Origin of the sequence: Terriglobus roseus DSM 18391, assembly GCF_000265425.1 — a bacterium.
In the GTDB taxonomy this organism is placed as follows: Bacteria; Acidobacteriota; Terriglobia; order Terriglobales; family Acidobacteriaceae; genus Terriglobus; species Terriglobus roseus.
This window is the reverse complement of the sequence record NC_018014.1, coordinates 4531519-4548823: the sequence shown is the minus strand read 5'-3', so window position 1 is coordinate 4548823 and position 17305 is coordinate 4531519. Positions and strand designations below refer to the sequence as shown.

General features: G+C 59.2%; 14 protein-coding genes. 6 read left to right on the top strand and 8 right to left on the bottom strand.

Annotated elements, in window-relative coordinates; all coding sequences use genetic code 11:
* Positions 1 to 105: 105 nt before the first annotated feature.
* The gene (locus TERRO_RS18785; RefSeq protein ID WP_014787289.1) at positions 106 to 1758 is read right to left on the bottom strand and encodes a M28 family peptidase; all 1653 of its coding nucleotides are present in this window, start codon (positions 1756 to 1758) and stop codon (positions 106 to 108) included.
* Positions 1759 to 1799: 41 nt separating this feature from the next.
* A complete protein-coding gene (locus TERRO_RS18780) occupies positions 1800 to 2546 on the bottom strand; it encodes a YqjF family protein (RefSeq protein WP_014787288.1) in 747 nt (248 codons plus the stop codon).
* A 60-nt stretch (positions 2547 to 2606) separates the two neighbouring features.
* On the opposite strand from TERRO_RS18780, the gene TERRO_RS18775 reads away from it, so the two are divergent.
* The 4 genes from TERRO_RS18775 to TERRO_RS18760 all read left to right on the top strand — a co-directional run bounded on the left by TERRO_RS18775 (position 2607) and on the right by TERRO_RS18760 (position 7485).
* Positions 2607 to 4340: an FAD-dependent thymidylate synthase gene (locus tag TERRO_RS18775; protein WP_014787287.1), complete on the top strand. Its 1734-nt coding sequence runs from the start codon at positions 2607 to 2609 to the stop codon at positions 4338 to 4340.
* 14 nt (positions 4341 to 4354) lie between these two features.
* Positions 4355 to 5560, top strand: coding sequence for an acyltransferase family protein (locus TERRO_RS18770; protein WP_014787286.1), 1206 nt, complete (start codon positions 4355 to 4357; stop codon positions 5558 to 5560).
* Positions 5561 to 5679: 119 nt separating this feature from the next.
* A complete protein-coding gene (gene recA, locus TERRO_RS18765) occupies positions 5680 to 6756 on the top strand; it encodes a recombinase RecA (protein WP_014787285.1) in 1077 nt (358 codons plus the stop codon).
* 102 nt (positions 6757 to 6858) lie between these two features.
* Entirely contained in the window at positions 6859 to 7485 is a 627-nt protein-coding gene (locus tag TERRO_RS18760) for a class I SAM-dependent methyltransferase (RefSeq protein WP_014787284.1), read from the top strand.
* Positions 7486 to 7614: 129 nt separating this feature from the next.
* Here TERRO_RS18760 and TERRO_RS18755 read toward each other — a convergent pair whose 3' ends face one another.
* The 3 genes from TERRO_RS18755 to TERRO_RS24010 form a co-directional block, all read right to left on the bottom strand.
* The gene (locus TERRO_RS18755; RefSeq protein ID WP_157178445.1) at positions 7615 to 7851 is read right to left on the bottom strand and encodes a hypothetical protein; all 237 of its coding nucleotides are present in this window, start codon (positions 7849 to 7851) and stop codon (positions 7615 to 7617) included.
* Between the two features lie 206 nt (positions 7852 to 8057).
* The gene (locus tag TERRO_RS18750) at positions 8058 to 8474 is read right to left on the bottom strand and encodes a hypothetical protein (protein ID WP_157178444.1); all 417 of its coding nucleotides are present in this window, start codon (positions 8472 to 8474) and stop codon (positions 8058 to 8060) included.
* 239 nt (positions 8475 to 8713) lie between these two features.
* On the bottom strand, positions 8714 to 9055 hold the full coding sequence (locus TERRO_RS24010) for a CPBP family intramembrane glutamic endopeptidase (RefSeq protein WP_041592721.1): 342 nt from the start codon (positions 9053 to 9055) through the stop codon (positions 8714 to 8716).
* Between the two features lie 1286 nt (positions 9056 to 10341).
* Here TERRO_RS24010 and TERRO_RS18735 point away from each other — a divergent pair.
* Positions 10342 to 10737: a putative quinol monooxygenase gene (locus TERRO_RS18735; protein WP_014787280.1), complete on the top strand. Its 396-nt coding sequence runs from the start codon at positions 10342 to 10344 to the stop codon at positions 10735 to 10737.
* Between the two features lie 234 nt (positions 10738 to 10971).
* On the opposite strand, the gene TERRO_RS18730 is transcribed toward TERRO_RS18735, so the two are convergent.
* Positions 10972 to 12150: an alpha/beta fold hydrolase gene (locus tag TERRO_RS18730; protein ID WP_014787279.1), complete on the bottom strand. Its 1179-nt coding sequence runs from the start codon at positions 12148 to 12150 to the stop codon at positions 10972 to 10974.
* A gap of 282 nt (positions 12151 to 12432) precedes the next feature.
* On the opposite strand from TERRO_RS18730, the gene TERRO_RS18725 reads away from it, so the two are divergent.
* The gene (locus TERRO_RS18725; protein ID WP_157178442.1) at positions 12433 to 13596 is read left to right on the top strand and encodes a TIGR03435 family protein; all 1164 of its coding nucleotides are present in this window, start codon (positions 12433 to 12435) and stop codon (positions 13594 to 13596) included.
* 91 nt (positions 13597 to 13687) lie between these two features.
* On the opposite strand, the gene TERRO_RS18720 is transcribed toward TERRO_RS18725, so the two are convergent.
* On the bottom strand, positions 13688 to 15982 hold the full coding sequence (locus TERRO_RS18720) for an FAD-dependent oxidoreductase (protein WP_014787277.1): 2295 nt from the start codon (positions 15980 to 15982) through the stop codon (positions 13688 to 13690).
* Positions 15972 to 17276: an MFS transporter gene (locus tag TERRO_RS18715; protein ID WP_014787276.1), complete on the bottom strand. Its 1305-nt coding sequence runs from the start codon at positions 17274 to 17276 to the stop codon at positions 15972 to 15974. The genes TERRO_RS18720 and TERRO_RS18715 overlap by 11 nt, the downstream gene beginning before the upstream one ends.
* Positions 17277 to 17305 lie beyond the last annotated feature (29 nt).

Below are 17305 nucleotides of genomic sequence, written 5' to 3'. Positions count from 1 at the left end.
CAACTTTCAAGGGCGATTATACGAACTGGCGCTGGAACACGATCAACGCATGGCCGGTGAACGCGACGTCAAGACGGTCACATACGGAGAAAGAACACGCAAGTGCTACTGCGCGTCGCTCTTCCTCCGCGCTGCCGCGAACTCATCGCCGTTCAGCCACTCCACGCGCTTTGGCTGGTTCATCACCAGCCAGCCGAGCTCGAAGCCGAAGCGTGCGATGCGGGCGTTGCCGGTGAAGTCCATGCTGTCCGAGTAGATGTCTGCGGGCGTGTGGTACTTGTTCTCATTGAAGTCCTTCTCCTGCGTGCGAGCCCAGGCCTCATCGTGTCCGACGAACTTGCTGCCCTGGCCGACAGAGAACGCCGGGATGCCGACGCGAGCCAGGCTGAAGTGATCGGACCGGTAGTAGCCGCCCGAGGCATCAACCCCGCCCTTGCGGAGTTCCAGGCTGTCCTTCTTCGCCAGTGACTCGATCAGCGGATACACGGTCGTGCGCTGTGCGCCGCCGGCGCTGACGCTGGCGACATCGCCGAGCGGCAGCAGTTCGTCGTAGTTCAGATCCAGCGAGACTTCGCGGGCAGGCACCGGCAGATGCGTGCCCAGGTACTGCGATCCCAGCAGGCCCTGCTCCTCTCCCGTGACAGCGGCGAAGATCACGGTCGACGGAGGTTGTACCTTCCCGGAGGCGAAGGCGCGCGCCATCTCCAGCACGATCGCCGTGCCCGTCGCATTGTCGGCAGCACCATGGAAGACGGGGTCGCCGGTGCGCGTGCGGTCGATGCCAAAGTGGTCATAGTGGCCGGTGTAGAGAACGTCGTGGCCCGGCTTTGCGCCGGTGATCTTCGCGATCACGTTGGCCGACTCGTAGTTGTGGATGTCGCTGGCAACATGCGCCTTCAACCGCACGGGCAGATCGCGTCCGGTGAAGCCGCGCTTGTCACTCGCAACAATGGCTTCGTCGGCCGTCATGCCGATGCTGGCAAGCAGCTTATCCGCAACCGAGTGCTGAATCCAGCTTGCCGCTTTCAGGCGCGCGTCGGGATCGTTGCGCAGGTAGCTGTGCTCGCCGCTCCATGAGTTCTGCACCACCTGCCAGCCGTAGCTGGCCAGATCGCTGCGATGGACGATTAGCACGCCCACGGCGCCGTGGCGGCCTGCTTCCTCAAACTTGTAAGTCCACCGCCCGTAGTAGGTGAGCGACTTACCGTTGAAAAACTTCGGGTCATCGCTTGCGGGCTCATTCACAACGACAAGAGCGACCTTGCCCTCCACGTCGATGCCCTTGTAGTCATCCCAGCCATACTCCGGCGCCACGATGCCGTGACCCACAAAGACAATCGGCGCGTCGATGTCGGCGCTCTCGGTGTGTGTCTGATTGTTGGTGACGTAGTCCGTGCCGAAGGTGAGATTCATCGGTTCGCCCTTTTCGGGCACAAGTGCGAATTTCGTTTCTGCTGCGCGTGTCTTTACACCCACGAGCGGGACCTTCTGGAAGTAGGTGCCGTTGTCACCGGCTGGTTCCAGGCCTGCTGCCTTAAAGGCATTCGCGACGTATTGCGCGGCCTTCTCGCCACCGGGCTGGCCGGGCGCGCGGCCTTCGAACGCATCGCTTGAGAGTGTCTTCACATGCTCGCGCAGGCGCTGAGCATCGATGCTCCTGGCCTCGGCTTGTGCAGCAGTCGGCAAAGCGAGATCAGCCTGTGCGTGGAGCGTGGTGGCAAGAAGAAAGGCGGAGAAACAGAGTGGCAAAAGACGCATCAGGCAGTGGCTCCAGCGGAACTGGTCAAAGTGTAAATGCGTCAGGGATGACGGCGCAGAGTCCACGCCTGCATCTCGATTTCTTCCGAGTAGTGCAGCACTGGCGGGCGGTTCGGCAGCGTGAAGCCAAAGCTCTGTGGCAGCGTATTGATCCGGATCTCCGCCTCGGCCTCTTCCAGTTGCCATGGTCCGTGATGGATGTGACCGACCTGGACTGAGCCAAAGCGCCGCACGAACATTGCGTAGCGCTCGGTGAGGAAGCGGCGTAGATCGTCATCTGCACTGAGCTTGCGCAGCGAGCGGTACTGTGCGGCGAAGCTTGCCGGGGCGTGTCGACCGCCCAGCAGACGCTCCGAACGATAGTCGATGACGCCGTCTACTGAGATCGTCTCGGACATGTTCGCCCAGAAGTATGGCAGGCCAAAGGCGACGCGAGCGCCGACGACAGCGAGCAGGCTGGCGGCATCCAGCGAGAAAAAATAGACGCCAGTTCGGCCATCGCGTGTGCGGACGTACGTGCGCAGATTCAGCTCCGGGAAGGCGTGCGCCGTGGGGACGCGGAAGGCGTGCTCGCCCACGCTGCGGAAACGCACGCGGTCCATAGTGAAAGGAACGACACCGAGCCAGGCGGTGCCATCGAGGGTATCGGCGATCAGGCCGGCAGGCAGTTTTGCCTGTACATGCGCTGCCGGTACTGGCCAGTGCGCGAAGAGCAGTCGCGACCACCGTTGCCGCAGGCGCCACATGCGATGGGGTGCTGGCGGGAGTTCAACGGGGGCATCTTTCATGCTTATCCGATGCTTGATACTGGCTGGTTGACGGGCTCGCGGTATTCTTCTGTTGATCCCATGAGCGACGTTCAGACAACTGCCCCGGCCAACGAAACCGATGTGTACGCTATTCACGGCGCCGACCCCGAGGTGCTGGCGTATGCCATGGCGAAGTACTCGCGGAGCGCTTTGACGCTGCGCGAATCGCTGGCTGAGATCAGTGCGCAGAAGGCTGAACAGTTCCTGAATACCTTCTATTTCGCCTATGGCCACCGGTCGATTGCGGATCTGGCGCATGTGGCTTTTGCGATTGAGCGGCTGTCGTTGCTGGCTGCGATTTCGCTGGTGGATGAGCCTCGCTGGGATGGTCAGGAACGGTCGACGCGGTACCAGAATTTCCGCAAATCCGGGTACTATAAGCCGCGTTTTGAATCGATTCAGTCCGCAGATGAGTACACCAAATGCGTAGATGCGCTTTTTGACGGCTACACCGAGGTTGGCGAGGGCATGCTGGCCGAGTTGAAGGCGCATACGGCTCGGCCGGAGGGCATGGACGAGGCGAGCTACACACGGACCTTGAAGGCTCGTGCATATGACATGGCTCGCTACCTGCTGCCGCTGGCGACGAACACATCGCTGGGCCAGATTACGAACGCCCGGACGCTTGAGGGCCAGATCGCCCGGCTGCTGGGAAGTGATTATGCCGAAATTCGGGACCTGGGTGAGAAGCTGCGGGCTGCTGCGGCGGGTCCGGCTTGGAATGTGAACCATGGCGCTGCGGGCGAGATCCTGGAAGAGATCCGGACGATGGATGCGGATCTGGCTGCGCGTGCCGGTGAGCATCTGCTGCGGGAGGTTCGTACGAGCCCGACGCTGGTGAAGTACACCTCGCCGAGCGAGTTTCAGGCGAAGAGCCGACCGGTGCTGCGGCAGGCTGCGCGGGAGTTGATGGGGGAAGCGGCGATTGAGCCGATGCCCGCGGACTCTCCGAATGTCGAGTTGATTTCGCCGCCCGCGGGTGAGGCGATGTCGCTGGAGATCGATCTTGCAGCTTCGCTGTTGTATCCGCACACGCACTACCGCTTCCGGCAGGTGCGGGATGCGGTCGCTTCGCTGAGTGAAGTGCGTATTGCGGAGTTGATCGAGCTTGGGCTGGAGCATCGCGGCCGTCACGATGAGCTGCCGCGCGCGTTTGCTGCGGCGAATGGTCTCCGATTCGACATCCTGATGGATATTGGCGGCTTCCGTGACATGCATCGTCATCGCCGTTGCACGCAGTTGCTGCAGGCTTGCACGACGGTGCATGGGTACGATGTGCCGGACTTCCCGGGGCAGCCGCATGTGTCTGTGTCGCCTGTCTTTGCAAGGTATACGGAGCTGGTGGAGCGGGCGTTTGGATTCCATGGCAATGTGACCGGGGTAGATGTGCCCGCAGCGGCGGTTGCAACGACACCGAAACTGAGCGCTCATTCGCCTGCGCCGGTGCCGGTGCCGCAGTTTGGTGAGGGCGGTGTTCGGATGGCGTGGGGTGCGCCGCTTGCGGGTAAGACGCAGGCTGCTGTGGCCCCGGTAGATGGCACCAGTGTTGCGGACTATGTTCTGCCGTTGGCGACGCGCTGCCGGTCGCTTTTCACCATGGACTTTGCGGAGGCCGTTTACATCAGCGAACTGCGGTCGACACCCGCGGGGCACTGGAGCTATCGCAACGTTGCCTGGCAGATGTATCGCGAGGTGGCGCGTGCGTACCCGTCGCTGGCGAAGCACTTCCGCATCCGTGATCCGCATGAGCCCATAGACTTACTGCAACGTTAGGGAAGAGAGCAACAATGACCAGGACTCTGGACGACTCCACCACGGGACGACACATTCCCGCGCTTGATGGACTGCGGGGTACGGCGATTCTCCTGGTTCTGTTCGACCACCTGTTCTGGTCCAACCCAAATCCCGAGGGAAGTTTTCTTGTCCGGCTGATCGCGAATCTGAGATCGAGCACATGGGTGGGTGTCGATCTGTTTTTTGTGCTCTCGGGGTTTTTGCTTACGGGCATTCTGTATGACACGCTGTCGAGCAAGCATTACTTCCGGAACTTTTACGGACGTCGTACGCTGCGCATCTTTCCGCTTTACTACGCATTTCTTTTCCTCATCATCGGGATCAGTTACGCACGCGGCTACCACTGGTTCTTTCCGGGCGCCCTGTATTACCTGACCTACACGACGAGCTTGTCCATGAGTGCTGTTGCCGCGACGAATGCGCCATGGGTCAACGTGGAGCACTTCTGGTCGCTGGCTGTGGAGGAGCAGTTCTATCTGGCCTGGCCCCTGGTGATTTACTGGTTGAAGACCAAGAGGAAGATTGCGACAGCCATTCTTATCGTGGCTACGAGCACGTTATTGCTGCGGTTGTATTTGCAGTTCAGCGGCGTCACAGCGAAATTTCCCTACAGCATCTACTCCTGGAGTCCATCGCGATTCGATGCGCTGCTGATTGGCGGCCTTGTCGCGCTTGCGATCCGTTCGCGCTTCCGCGTTCCGGTTCTACGCTGGGCCTGGCTTTCTTTCTTGTCGGGGGCGTCACTCCTTGTGGCTTATGGGGTCTGGTACGGCAGCTTTATTCCGCTGGGGAACGCTGTCGTAGGAACGGTTGGCCTCACGGTGCTTGGGCTGACCTTTGCGTCTTTGCTGGCGGCCTCGCTGAACACGACCAGTGGATTTGCCGCGGTGTTCTCGAATCCTGTGCTGCGTTTTTTTGGAAAGTACAGCTATGGCCTGTATATCTACCACTACTCACTCAAGTCAGCGATGGATGACCTGCTTGGACCACCTCTGCGCAGTGTTACGCACTCCAAGTTGCTATTGGTTCTGGCCCACGGCTTCATCGTCCTCGCTGCCTCAGTGCTCATCGCGGTGTTGTCGTATGAATACTTTGAGAAAGCGATACTGTCGCTGAAGCGGTACTTTCACGACGAAACCCCCAGCCCAAAGCTGGACCGGGACGTTGCTGCGGCGGTCGAGGCATCAGCGGTCGCCTGAAGCGGCTGGTCTCGACCAGCCGGCGGGCAAGTTTTCTGTGGGAGAGTGCATGTTCGCCTTTTGTTTGCTATTGCCCTCGACCGATGCTAGGATGACTCGACAAACAAGGAGAATTACCCGTGGCTGATGATCGCGCTAGAGCCGTAGAACTTGCCCTTCAAGGCATTGAAAAGCAGTTTGGCAAGGGCTCCATCATGCGGCTGGGCGCGAAGGATGCCATTGTGCCGATTTCCGTCATCTCGACGGGATCGATTTCCTTTGACGCTGCGCTGGGAGTGGGCGGTGTGCCCCGCGGACGTGTGGTTGAGATCTACGGACCGGAATCGTCGGGTAAGACGACGATCACGCTGCAGATCATCGCAGAGGCACAGAAGGCCGGCGGCCTGGCAGCCTTCGTGGACGCAGAACATGCGCTCGATCCTGTCTATGCGCGCAAGCTGGGCGTGGATACGGACAACCTGCTGATCTCGCAGCCGGATTATGGCGAGCAGGCACTTGAGATTACCGAAGCGCTGGTACGTTCCGGCGCGATTGACGTCCTGGTCGTCGACTCGGTTGCGGCACTGGTGCCGAAGGCCGAACTCGATGGTGAGATGGGCGATTCGCACGTGGGCCTGCAGGCCCGCCTGATGTCGCAGGCTTTGCGTAAGCTGACCGGCACCGTGTCGAAGAGCCGCACGTGCCTGATCTTCATCAACCAGATCCGCGAAAAGATCGGTGTCATGTTCGGTAATCCCGAGACGACGACCGGTGGACGCGCGCTGAAGTTCTACTCGTCGGTCCGTATCGACATCCGCCGTATCGGCGCGGTGAAGGAAGGCGACGTTGTCGTCGGTTCGCGTACCAAGACGAAGATTGTGAAGAACAAGGTTGCGGCGCCGTTCCGTGAGGCGGAGTTCGACATCCTGTACGGCGAAGGCATCTCCCGTGAGGGCGATGTGCTGGATCTGGCTGTTGTGCAGAACATCGTGGACAAGAGCGGCGCATGGTACAGCTACTCTGGCGAGCGCATCGGCCAGGGCCGTGAGAATGTTCGTAACTTCCTGAAGAGCAATCCCGAGATCTTTGCCCGTATGGACAAGGAGCTTCGCGCGAAGATGGCCATTGGCGTTGGCGCCCCCCCTGCGCCGTTGCCGCCTGCGCCTGAGGACGGGGAAGTGAAGGCACAAGAGATCGTCAAGCCTTCGCGTCGCTAGTGTCTGAGCAGTAAACTGAAAAGGGCCGCGTTTGCGGCCCTTTTGCTTTGTGGTGCAACGCGCTGGAGCGCATAGCGGATCGACGTTCGAGAGGGATACGAGTTGGCTTTTGCTACAGATACCGCGTTGACGCTGCAGGAGCAGTTCGGCCAGATCGACATCTATGTCTTCGACCAGATCCTGCGCGGCAATATCGCGCCGGGAATGCGGGTGCTGGACGCGGGCTGCGGCTTTGGCAGGAACCTTGTCTACCTGCTGCGATCGGGTTTTGATGTCTTCGCGTGTGACGTGAGCGCGGAGGCTGTGGCGCATGTTCGGGCGCTTTCGGCATCACTGGGGAGCACGCTGCCAGCTGAGAACTTTCGCGTGGCGGAGATCGAGGCGATGCCGTTTCCGGATGAGTTTGCGGATGTTGTGATCTGCAATTCGGTGCTGCACTTTGCGCAGGATGATGACCAGTTCCACGCGATGCTGGCGGAGCTTTGGCGGACGCTGCGCCCGGGTGGGCTGCTGTTTGTTCGACTGGGGTCGCGGATCGGGATGGACTTCCAGCAATTGCGGAATGGCCTGTTCCTGATTCCGGATGGGTCGGAGTGGTACCTGGTGGACGAGGAGACGCTGCTCCACCTGACCGAGGAGCTGGATGCGGTGCTGGTGGATCCGTTGAAGACTACGGTTGTGCAGGATTACCGGTGTATGACGACTTGGGTTCTTCGAAAGCGGTTCTAACTGCTTGCTACTAGTACGCGAGACTTGTTCTCCGTGCGGTTGACGACAAACGCTTTTCGAGAGCTGGTTGAACCGTTTCCGAAAACCCTACTTTCAGGGAGTGTGGCAAAGTCAAACTGCGTCGAACGTCTATGCACTCTGGTCAGGCTCGCTTTTGACCTTCTTGAAGGCCATCCGCGATAATGCGCCGAATAGGATGAAAGCCACTGCGAACACCCCCGTATATTCCAGCCTGATTGAGATGGCTTGACCATCCGTCAGCGCGGGATCAAGCGGGACAAGAAGCCACATGTCGAAAATGGCTATGCCTGCCCAAACCGCGAGAACGGCAGCAACCGTTCCACCGACCCTGAGTGCATCTTCCACTTCATGCAGCCATATTCTCACGCGTGCAGAGGCGCTAGCTCGGGAGAAGACGTGTTCCCGCAAAACGGGGTTACCGCCAGCTCCTGTATCGCTGTCTCCGGAAATCCGACTGCCTTCTTGGGAAGATCGAGACCGAGTCGGAGCTAGGCGTTTTGAGCCTTGTACTTATGCCATGTGCCGCACACCAAAACCCGACTTTCCAGGCATTACGGTTTTGTTCTAGGGGACGTGGCCGGAAACGGATCGGGCAGTGGTTCGCAAGAGATCGTCACGTCACCTGCTCTTTGATCGCATCGTTGCTCTCCGGAAGCATCAAGCGCGTATCTGATCAGAAGGTGATGATCGTCGATCCATTTCAGCGAACTGCCATCCATGTAGTCATCCCCGCTCCCGAAGTATTCATACGGGATCCACCGTCGGCAGCATCCTTCCTTCAAGGACACTTGTGTTGCCGCGCCGTCGCGCAGAGCGCTGTGACTGAGGAGGGCGAACCGGCTACCGGAAGGCGAAATGAACTTGTTATGTTCGCGTGGTGGATCGCCGCCAAGGGCACTGCCAAGCGCAAAGATCACTGTGAGGCTGGAAAACAATATCAATGTGGCGAAGCCTGTGAGACGCATCAACGTTCGTCGCCAAGCCCCGGCTGTCCTCGACGCTCGAAGGAGGGACAAGGCGACGATGAGCAGAATAGCGTAGGCGGACCAGACCAGATCCGCTGGGAGACCGTCCATGAAGATCAAGAAGTGCATATTCGTTTGCGCAATCGCATTCTAGAGGATCACCGTTCCCGCACAACGGTGTTTTCAGCAACTCTAAGACCGCAGTTTCCGCAAACCCGACTTTGTGGGAGCGCCTAGGCTTTTTATCTAAAGCCCCACAGCAACATGGACAGGTTGTAGGCCAAATGCAAGGCAAAGCAACTGCTGGTCGAACGGCCCACAATGCGAAAAACTCCTAGCGTCAGGGCTATTGGCAGGACGATCCCCCGATGCTGAGGGTGTAGGAAAGCAAAGATGGCTGTGACGATCCCAGCGCTAAGGTAGGGGTTCAATTTGCTCTTCAGGCCACAAAAGAGGATGCCGCGGAAATAGATCTCTTCCGTCAGAGGCTCCAGAAGAACAACGCTGAGAACCACCAGAAGTAAGGGTCTATCTATGACTGCTACGTGAAGAGACAGGTCGTTTCGCCTGGTGGAGATGAGCATCGTGAGAAGGCAGCAGAAGACACCAATCGCGCTACCCGTAAGGATGCCGCGCCAAGTCGGACGCCAATCAATGCTTTCCCAAAAGCCGACTGGTGTCCGCCGCCGAACGATGGCTGTACAAGCCCATCCAACTCCAGTCGCCACGGCACATGAGGCTATGACAGACAGCGACGAAAGCTCCGCAGTCGTTAAATCACACCAGAAGCATATGCGCCAAATCCCGCTCTTGAAGAGTGCCAATGTAACTACGGTAGCGACTAAAGCGGCTACACCCACTAGAACAGAAGAGATCGGTCTCCACGGGTTCAGCGAAGCATCAATCACTGAACGATCATACGTTTCAAGCCTAAATCCCTGAAAACGGTGTTTTCGGAAACTCCCGGGATAGGCTCCTACAAGTGAATTGACATGCGATAGAGCACGCATTCAGCTGCAGCGGCCCAGCTTTGAAAAAACAGTCATCCAGTTTAGACCCAAAGCCTCCCTTTGATATTGAAGGCTCCCACTGATGGTCTTCGTTTGTGGGACCGCGATGCCCGCAGAGTTCAACATCTGAAGGTCGGCCTCGCTCATTGCTGGGGGCAGGTATTCACCTAAGAACGAGTACTTGCCAGGGCCTTGAGTTTCAAAACGTAATTCTCTATTGGTCGCAGTAATGGAGATCGACTCTCCTGGCTGAAGCCGCGTCCAGTTGCGGGCCAATTCCAAGACGGTCGGAGGCGGCTTCCGTGCGTATCCGAAGTCGCAGTAGGCTACACCGTTTCCTAGCTCCTTCCCGGCCAAAGGTTGCCAAGATTCCTTCATCCAAAGATTGCCAGCGGCAGTCGGCTCACTACAGCCTATGTTCGGCCGGGGTATGAGGAGATCCCGCGCACTTATGTTCGTCAAGCGGAACGTGAACGTCTGCGGCACGCCATCGACTAACGGTCCGGGCTCCAGAATCAAGCTCAGATCGGGGATGCCTTTCTTCGGTTGTCCGAATGACAATGTGCACGAAATAAGGCCTGCGATTAGAACTGCTGGTGTCAATGAGCGCATATTCTCACCCCATCCCCCCGGATCAAGCCCGAGGTCCGTCCCCATTAATCTTCACACGCGGCATACTCATTCATCCCCGAACGCCGGAGGCCCCTCCCTGAAAACGGTGTTTTCGGCAACTCCGCGACGAATGTTTCCAGAAACCCGACTTTGCGGGAGTATCAGGTGCAGAGGTCGCAAGCGCAGCGTTTATCGTTTGATGAGGCGTGCGCTAAATTTGATGGGCGGTCTGCGCCAGGAGGCAAGACATGGAAGCAAAGACCCTGATGATCGCCGCTGCGGTCTCGCTGATCGTGGCTTCTCTCTGGAATCCATTTCCCATCGTGGCCCAGAAGCAACCGGAAAGGGTCGTACGGTTGGCTGAACTGGAGATCAATCCGGCGCAGTTGGACGCCTACAAAGCAGCTCTCCGTGAAGAGATCGAAATCTCCATTCAAAGAGAGCCCGGCGTGCTCGCACTTTACGCAGTCGTCGTGAAGGGCGAGCCCAACCAGATACGTCTTTTCGAGACGTATGCCAGTCCAGCTGGCTACCAAGCCCACCTGCGATCGGAACACTTCAAGAAGTACAAGACCGTGACCGCCTCAATGGTGAAGTCTTTGAGGCTGATCGAAACAGAACCGCTGCTGCTCGGAACGAAGTAGAGGCCGCAGTACGTGAGCCATGGCAGGACAGGCTTGCGCCACCCCAGCGCCGCTCAAGCCCGAGGTCTTTGATCGTCTGTAGAACTGTCCTTGGTAGCAGGTCTGAGGGAAAGGTCACTCGATGATTAACAGGATGCTGGTTAGAAACCCTGCTCTCTCAAACGCTTTCTCGGGTGGGGCATCGGGGGCGGAAGTTTCTTCTACAAATTGCACAATTAGGTTCTTGGTCGCAGATTAGTTCCCGCCACTCTTGCGGTGGACTGGGTGCGATGGTTCCGAGCGCTGCATCAGTGCAACCAGCCACGGGCGCCAGATCCTTGCGAGCATGTTGGTTCCATGCCCACGTGTGTCTTTCGATATCGGTAACAGAACGAACTGGCCCTTTTTCAACTGCGGTGCGTAGTGCTCTGCGATGTGTAGCTCCGGCGGATTGATGAAGTCATCTGCAGCGTTCACCCATGTGATGGGAACCGTGATGCGATCGAGGTGCTGGGACGCGTCGTAATTGCGCGAACTGTCGATGTAATACAGAAAGTCATTTGCATCGGTGGTTGCATCGCGCTGTGCCAGCGCGCGGTCCACATAGGCTTCTGCAGCAGCGCGAGTGGGAGCGGCCTCTTGTAAAACCAGCGGACTGGAACCCATCACGAAGGTCATCGTGTTGGCGGTATGAACGCTGGGCGGCTGCGTCTTATATTCGCCGTTGCGGTAGGCGGGGTCGTTGCGAATGGCTTGCATCGCGGCGTACCGCATCATGCGGTTCCGGCCGGCAATCGGCACCGGCAGACAAGTCAGCGGCATCAGTGCGTCGGCGAAGCCGGGATAGGTCTCACCCCAGACGAATGCCTGCATGCCACCCATGGAGACACCAAGTACTAAGCGCAGATGCGCAATGCCCATGCCTTCCAGCAGCATGCGGTGCTGCGTCTGCACCATGTCGTCGTAATCGTAATGCGGGAAGCTTGCGTGTAATCCGTCTGATGGCTTGCTCGATTTGCCGTGGCCTATGTCGTCCGGCAGTACGATGTAGTACTTCTGGATATCGAGCGGATCGCCCCGTCCAAATAGTGGACCTGCGAAGTCGTCCGTGAGCATGCTGCCGCTTCTGTCGCCGGTGCCGTGCAAGATGAGGACGGCATTGTCGATGCGGCCTGCGGTGTTTCGATGCGGGCTGCCGAGAGTCTTGTAGTGCAGGCGCAGGGTTGCGAGCCTTTCGCCGCTGCCGAAGACTACGTCATGCAGCACGTACTCGCCGTCCCTGGCTTCCTTTGCGTAATCGCTTGTCGTCGCCTTTGGCACGACATCGGAGCTGAATGGCGCGGGCTTCTGCGCCATTGTGGTGAGTGGAAATAAGGCTGCCGCGCATGCGACACAGGTAGCAATCGTGCGAGCGATGGAGAGGGTGGATGGCATGTGATTCTTCCATGTAAACACCTGGGCGGTTGTGCTTTCTCGCCTGAGGCCAATTTTGAGCGCAGAAGAAGTGCGCGGGATGATCAAGATTTTGTCACGCCCTACAGAGCCGCTGTTTCCCAAATGCGACTTCGAGGGCTGAATGTCGCTGCATACTTTGTAGTCGCTCGGCCTGGGAGGCCGTATGATGTTCGTGATTTCTGCCGCATCCCTTTCTGCGAGGTCTGTATGCGCGTCTTGTCTTCCTCACCACTCCGATCGCTTTTGTTTGCGTTCGCTTCGTTGTTCGCGTTTGTAACACTTCCTGCTGTTGCGGCGCAGGCTCCGGCTGTTGCGGCGCAGGCTGCTGTTGCGGCGCAGGCGCCGGTGGCGCTGAATCTTGCGGGCACGTGGCAGGGTGGGGTGCGCCAGGCTGATGGTCGGGATAACCGGTGGGTGGTGAAGATCGAGAAGGCAGGGACGGATTGGAAGGGGACGCTCTGGTTTATTGATCAAAAGTCGCCGGCGATACCGATCGACAAGGTGGGTTGGAGTGGTGGGACGCTGAGTCTGGACATTGAGCGCGTTGGCATTACGTACGAAGGGAAGATGTCGCCGGATGGCGACTCGATCGGCGGTACGCGTACTTCGGGCGATAACAAGGCGCCGCTGGTGTTTGTGCGTGCGACGGCGGAGACTGCATGGGAGATCCCTGCGCCTCCGCCACCGCAGGCCAAGATGGATCCGAATGCCGATCCGAGCTTTGAGGTGGCGACGATCAAGCCGCAGGCTCCGGGCGAGCGCAATTTTGCGTTTCTGCTGAACCGCGGAAACTTCATCGGGCGTGGTCTGACGCTTGAAAAGCTTATGACTATTTCTTTGTCGTTGAATGCCGCGCAGATCGTCGGTTTGCCGGATTGGGCGAGGGAGGACAAGTACGACATTGACGCCAAGCCTGAGACGCCTGGAGCGCCAAGTCTGAAGCAGTTTATGAGCGAGGTAGCGAAGCTGACGGCGGAACGCTATGGGCTGAAATATCACGTGGAGTCGCGCGTGATGACCGCTTTTTCGTTGAGTGTGGCCAAGGGCGGTATCAAGATGAAGCCAGCGCCTGCTGACGCGGGGGATATACCTGGTTTCGGTTTGCCTCCCGGGCAGTTGCGCATTAACAACGCGACCATGAAGGAGTTCTGCGGTCTGCTGCAGTCGGACATCCTGGACCATCCCGTGGTGGATCAGACGGGGCTTGGCGCGGTTCGTTATGGGGGAACGCTCAAGTACCAGATGGACGATAACCAGGCGATCAAGATGGGCTTGCAGAAGGCTCCGCCACCGCCTGAGAGCGGCGACGTGCCGCCTCCGCTGCTTCCGGCGCTGGTGGAGCAGTTTGGATTGAAGCTGGAGTCCGGCAAGGTGCCGGTGAATGTGATCGTGGTGGATAGCGTTTCGAGGCCTACGCCGAATTAGTGCCGGTCTCGTAGCACTGTCCTGAGGGAGACCCTCAGGACAGTGCTTTGCCTTCCGATGGTTCGCTTCCTGACGCATCCCTTACGGGGTCTTAGTAGGCGCGTACCTCGTAGATGGCAGCCGATGGATCACCGTTCGTCGCGATGATGTAAAGGCGAAGAGCGGCTGTCTCGACTGGGTGGGCGAGAGTGTATTTGCCGAGGCGTTGGTAGTTGCCGCGAACTTCCTGCACGGTTACCCACTTGTCATCGACCATCGCCTGAATGTCGAAATCACGAACGCACTGTGGGTCCTTATAGAACGGTGCATACGCGTGATATTCGCGCAGGAGGTGACCGGCAAAGGTGATCTCCACCGACTGGATCGTGTGTGCGTTCTTCCATTGCAGATCGAGTGTCTGGGGGAAGGACTGCGCCGGATCGGAGCGCCAGAGGTTGGTTCCTTCGTAGGGCCGCGTGTGGCCAGAGAGAACGTTGGACGCTGCATAGCTTGACTGTGCCGGCTCGACGAGCATGGCAAGTGTCACGCCGCTCGAGTAACGCCGCATTTTGCCGGGAGCCATTTCAAAGGCCGACACGTGGCCGGGTTCGACGGCGCCTGCGACGTGCCAGGAGACTGCGTCGTTCGCGGACAGGTCCAGGCGGATGTAGCCCTCGCCTGGCAGCTCTGCATCGGCGGGAATCTGCCACGCGACCCACTGTTTCTCGCCAGGGTTTACTGTTAGCACGCCTGTGGCGGCGATCATTTCGCCGGCGACGCGGTAGTCCCACACGTGGTTGACGTTCATCAGCGAGACGCCAACCTGCTGCGGCTTTTGCGTCTTGTTGGAGAGGCAGAAGCTGATCTTTTGGGGGCAAGGTCCACCCAGTGCGAGCCACTGACCGCGGCGCTGCGTGAGTTCTTCCCGCAGAGGCACGGCCTGATCGCGCCAGTAGGCCAGGCCCTCGTGCGCGCCTACGCTCTCCGGCGTCAGGCCGCTGAAGACTGCCGAAGAAGACGCTGTGACGCTGGCGGAACGCGCCTTGTCCTGCGGGTCCTGATTGCGGACTGAGGGAAGGAAGCAGCCGTCGCGGAGCAGCAACTGCTGCACGTCACCCGAGGCGTTGTCCGAGATCGCAGCGACATCCAAGCCTCGCGTGACACCCAGCGCAGCCGCTACACCGGCGGCCTGGCCCATCAGGGCGGTCGTCGCCATGACACGTACCGTCGCCAGCGCGCAGTGGGTAGCGCTGACATTGCGGCCGGCCATCATCAGGTTATCGATGTCCTTCGAGATGAGCATGCGCAGTGGCACACCGTAAGGGCCTGCATAGGAGCGCGTCGCGTACTCGCTTGTCTCGGAGTAGCCTTCCGCGCTGGCCGGCTCACTGCTGCCCGCCAGTAGACCACCCGGTGTGTGCAGGTCGATGAACCATCCGCCGAACGCAACTTCATCGGGATGTAGCGTGCAGCGAATGGCGTCCCACTCATTCATCAGGTAGCGGCCCATGATGCGGCGGCTTTCGCGCTTTCCGGGAACCTGGCCGATCCAATCGAGCGCGTAGTTCTCGGCGAGTTTCATGGTCTTCGGATCCTTGTTCTTGATCCAATCCCAGACGCCCAGGGTGTGACGTGTCAGTTCATGCCGGATGGTCTCCGAGTCGTGGATGGTGTCATAGGGAACGCCAATCTCAATCCACCAATAGCCGCCACGAACCTCTTTCGGAAGTCGGCCCTGATCGTAGAAGAAGCTGCCATCCTTATGCTCGATTGCCCATGACGGCAGCTTGAACGGAGCGGGACGGCCCATGTCCTTCGTCTTGAAATGGATGGAGTTGCCCATGATGTCGCCGTTGGCGACGGCGGGTGCATGCGGCTCGTTGAACTCTGCCTTGCTCTCGCTGCCCATGCGCCACTCGCAGCCTGCTTCTGCCGCGACAAGGCCGTCGCCTGTGCAGTCGATGAAGGTCTTTGCCTCCAGGGTCAGATCGGTCTCAGCATTGGCGATGCGGCACTTGACCGCAGTGATGCGGCGGCCTTCAACGACGACGCCAAGGACGGCGGTGTTCAGGCAGAGGGTGAGGTTCTCCGTGCGTTCGACGAGGTCGTAGATGACCATGTCCCAGACGGAGTTCGTCCAGCCATTCTCAAAGATCTCTTCGTGGTTGACGGCGCGCTCTTCAATCAACAGTTCCGAGATGATGCCGGTTTCGCGTGCGTAGGCGTGGAAGGCTGCAGCGCCATGTGGTGTCACACGGACTTCGGACGAGCTGTTGCCGCCCAGTACGGGACGATCCTGCACGAGGCATGTCCTCGCGCCACCGCGCGCGGCGGCCACTGCCGCGCTGACACCGGCCAAACCACCACCACACACCACTACGTCATACTGCCTGGTTTCAAGCTTCATTGCTTTGAGTTTTCTCCATGGATATCTCCGTGCGCCGCATGAGCGGACGCAGACGGATAAACAAAACTGTGGCGGCGATGGGATGCATCAACGCGAGGATCAGAAATACGGGACGGTAGCCATGCGTCTGGATGGTGTGTGCGATCAGCCCCGCGGAGATCAAGCCTCCGATGGAGCTGGCAGCGCCGATCAGGCCCTGGATGGTGGTTGCCATTGTGCGTGGATAGAGATCCAGCGTGAGGGTGGTCACGTTGGTCATCCACACCATGTGGCACGCGGCCAGTAGCGTGAGCAGACTCAGGATGGCAACACGGTCATGCAGCGTGGGAACCACTGCCAGGCTGAACATGCAGATGGCGGCAGGCAGCATGGTGCGCAGACGCGCGTTCAGCAGGCCGTGTCGCGCGACGAAGAGGCCTGAGACAGCACCGCCGCCGAGCGCGCCGAGATCTGCACCGACGAAGAGTACCCAGACGCTGGCACCAATCTCAGCAAGTGTGAAGCCGCGCGACTCCTGCAGATACTTCGAAATCCAGAAGAGGAAGAAGTACCAGACGGAGTCCGTCAACATGCGGGTGCCCAGCATTTCCAGCAGGAGCGGCTGGCGCAAGACGGTCTTCCAGGGTACGGCAGGCAGCAGAGGCTGCTCAGCACGCCTTGGCGGGTCCCGATAGACGAGCAACCAGAGCACGGCGATGACGGCGCCCATGGCACCAGTTACAACAAAGGCGCTACGCCATCCGTACCGAAGGGCAAGTGTGGTCGTAAGAGGAACGGCAATCGCAGCGCCGAGGGTGCCGCCCATGCTGTAGATACCGACGGCGAGCGCGCGCTGCTTTGCAGAGAACCAATCGTTCACGGCGCGCAGGGAAGCAGTGTAGTTGCCGGGTTCGGCCGCGCCCAGCATGGCTCGGCATCCCATGAGGGAGACGAATCCTGTGGCAAAGCCTGTCAATGCATTCGCCAACGACCAGCTGAGCAGAAAGACGCCTTGCGTGCGTCGTGCGCCGTAACGATCTACCAGCCGGCCCGACACGACGTACATCACCATATAGGTCAGCAGAAAGCACTGCACCACATAGCCGTACTGCACATCCGTGAGCTTCATCTCATGCTGAACCGTTACGGCCAACACAGAGAGTGTCTGTCGATCGATGTAGTTCATCACCGAGGCGAGTAGGAGCAGCCCGGCAAAGAGCCAGCGAATGGGGTGGGTACCATTCGTCGATCGCTCATCGTGAACGGTCGACGCGACCGGTGTGGAGAGATCGCCGATGCCAGCGGGGTTTAACACTCCACTACATTAACCGATTAACCATGGAA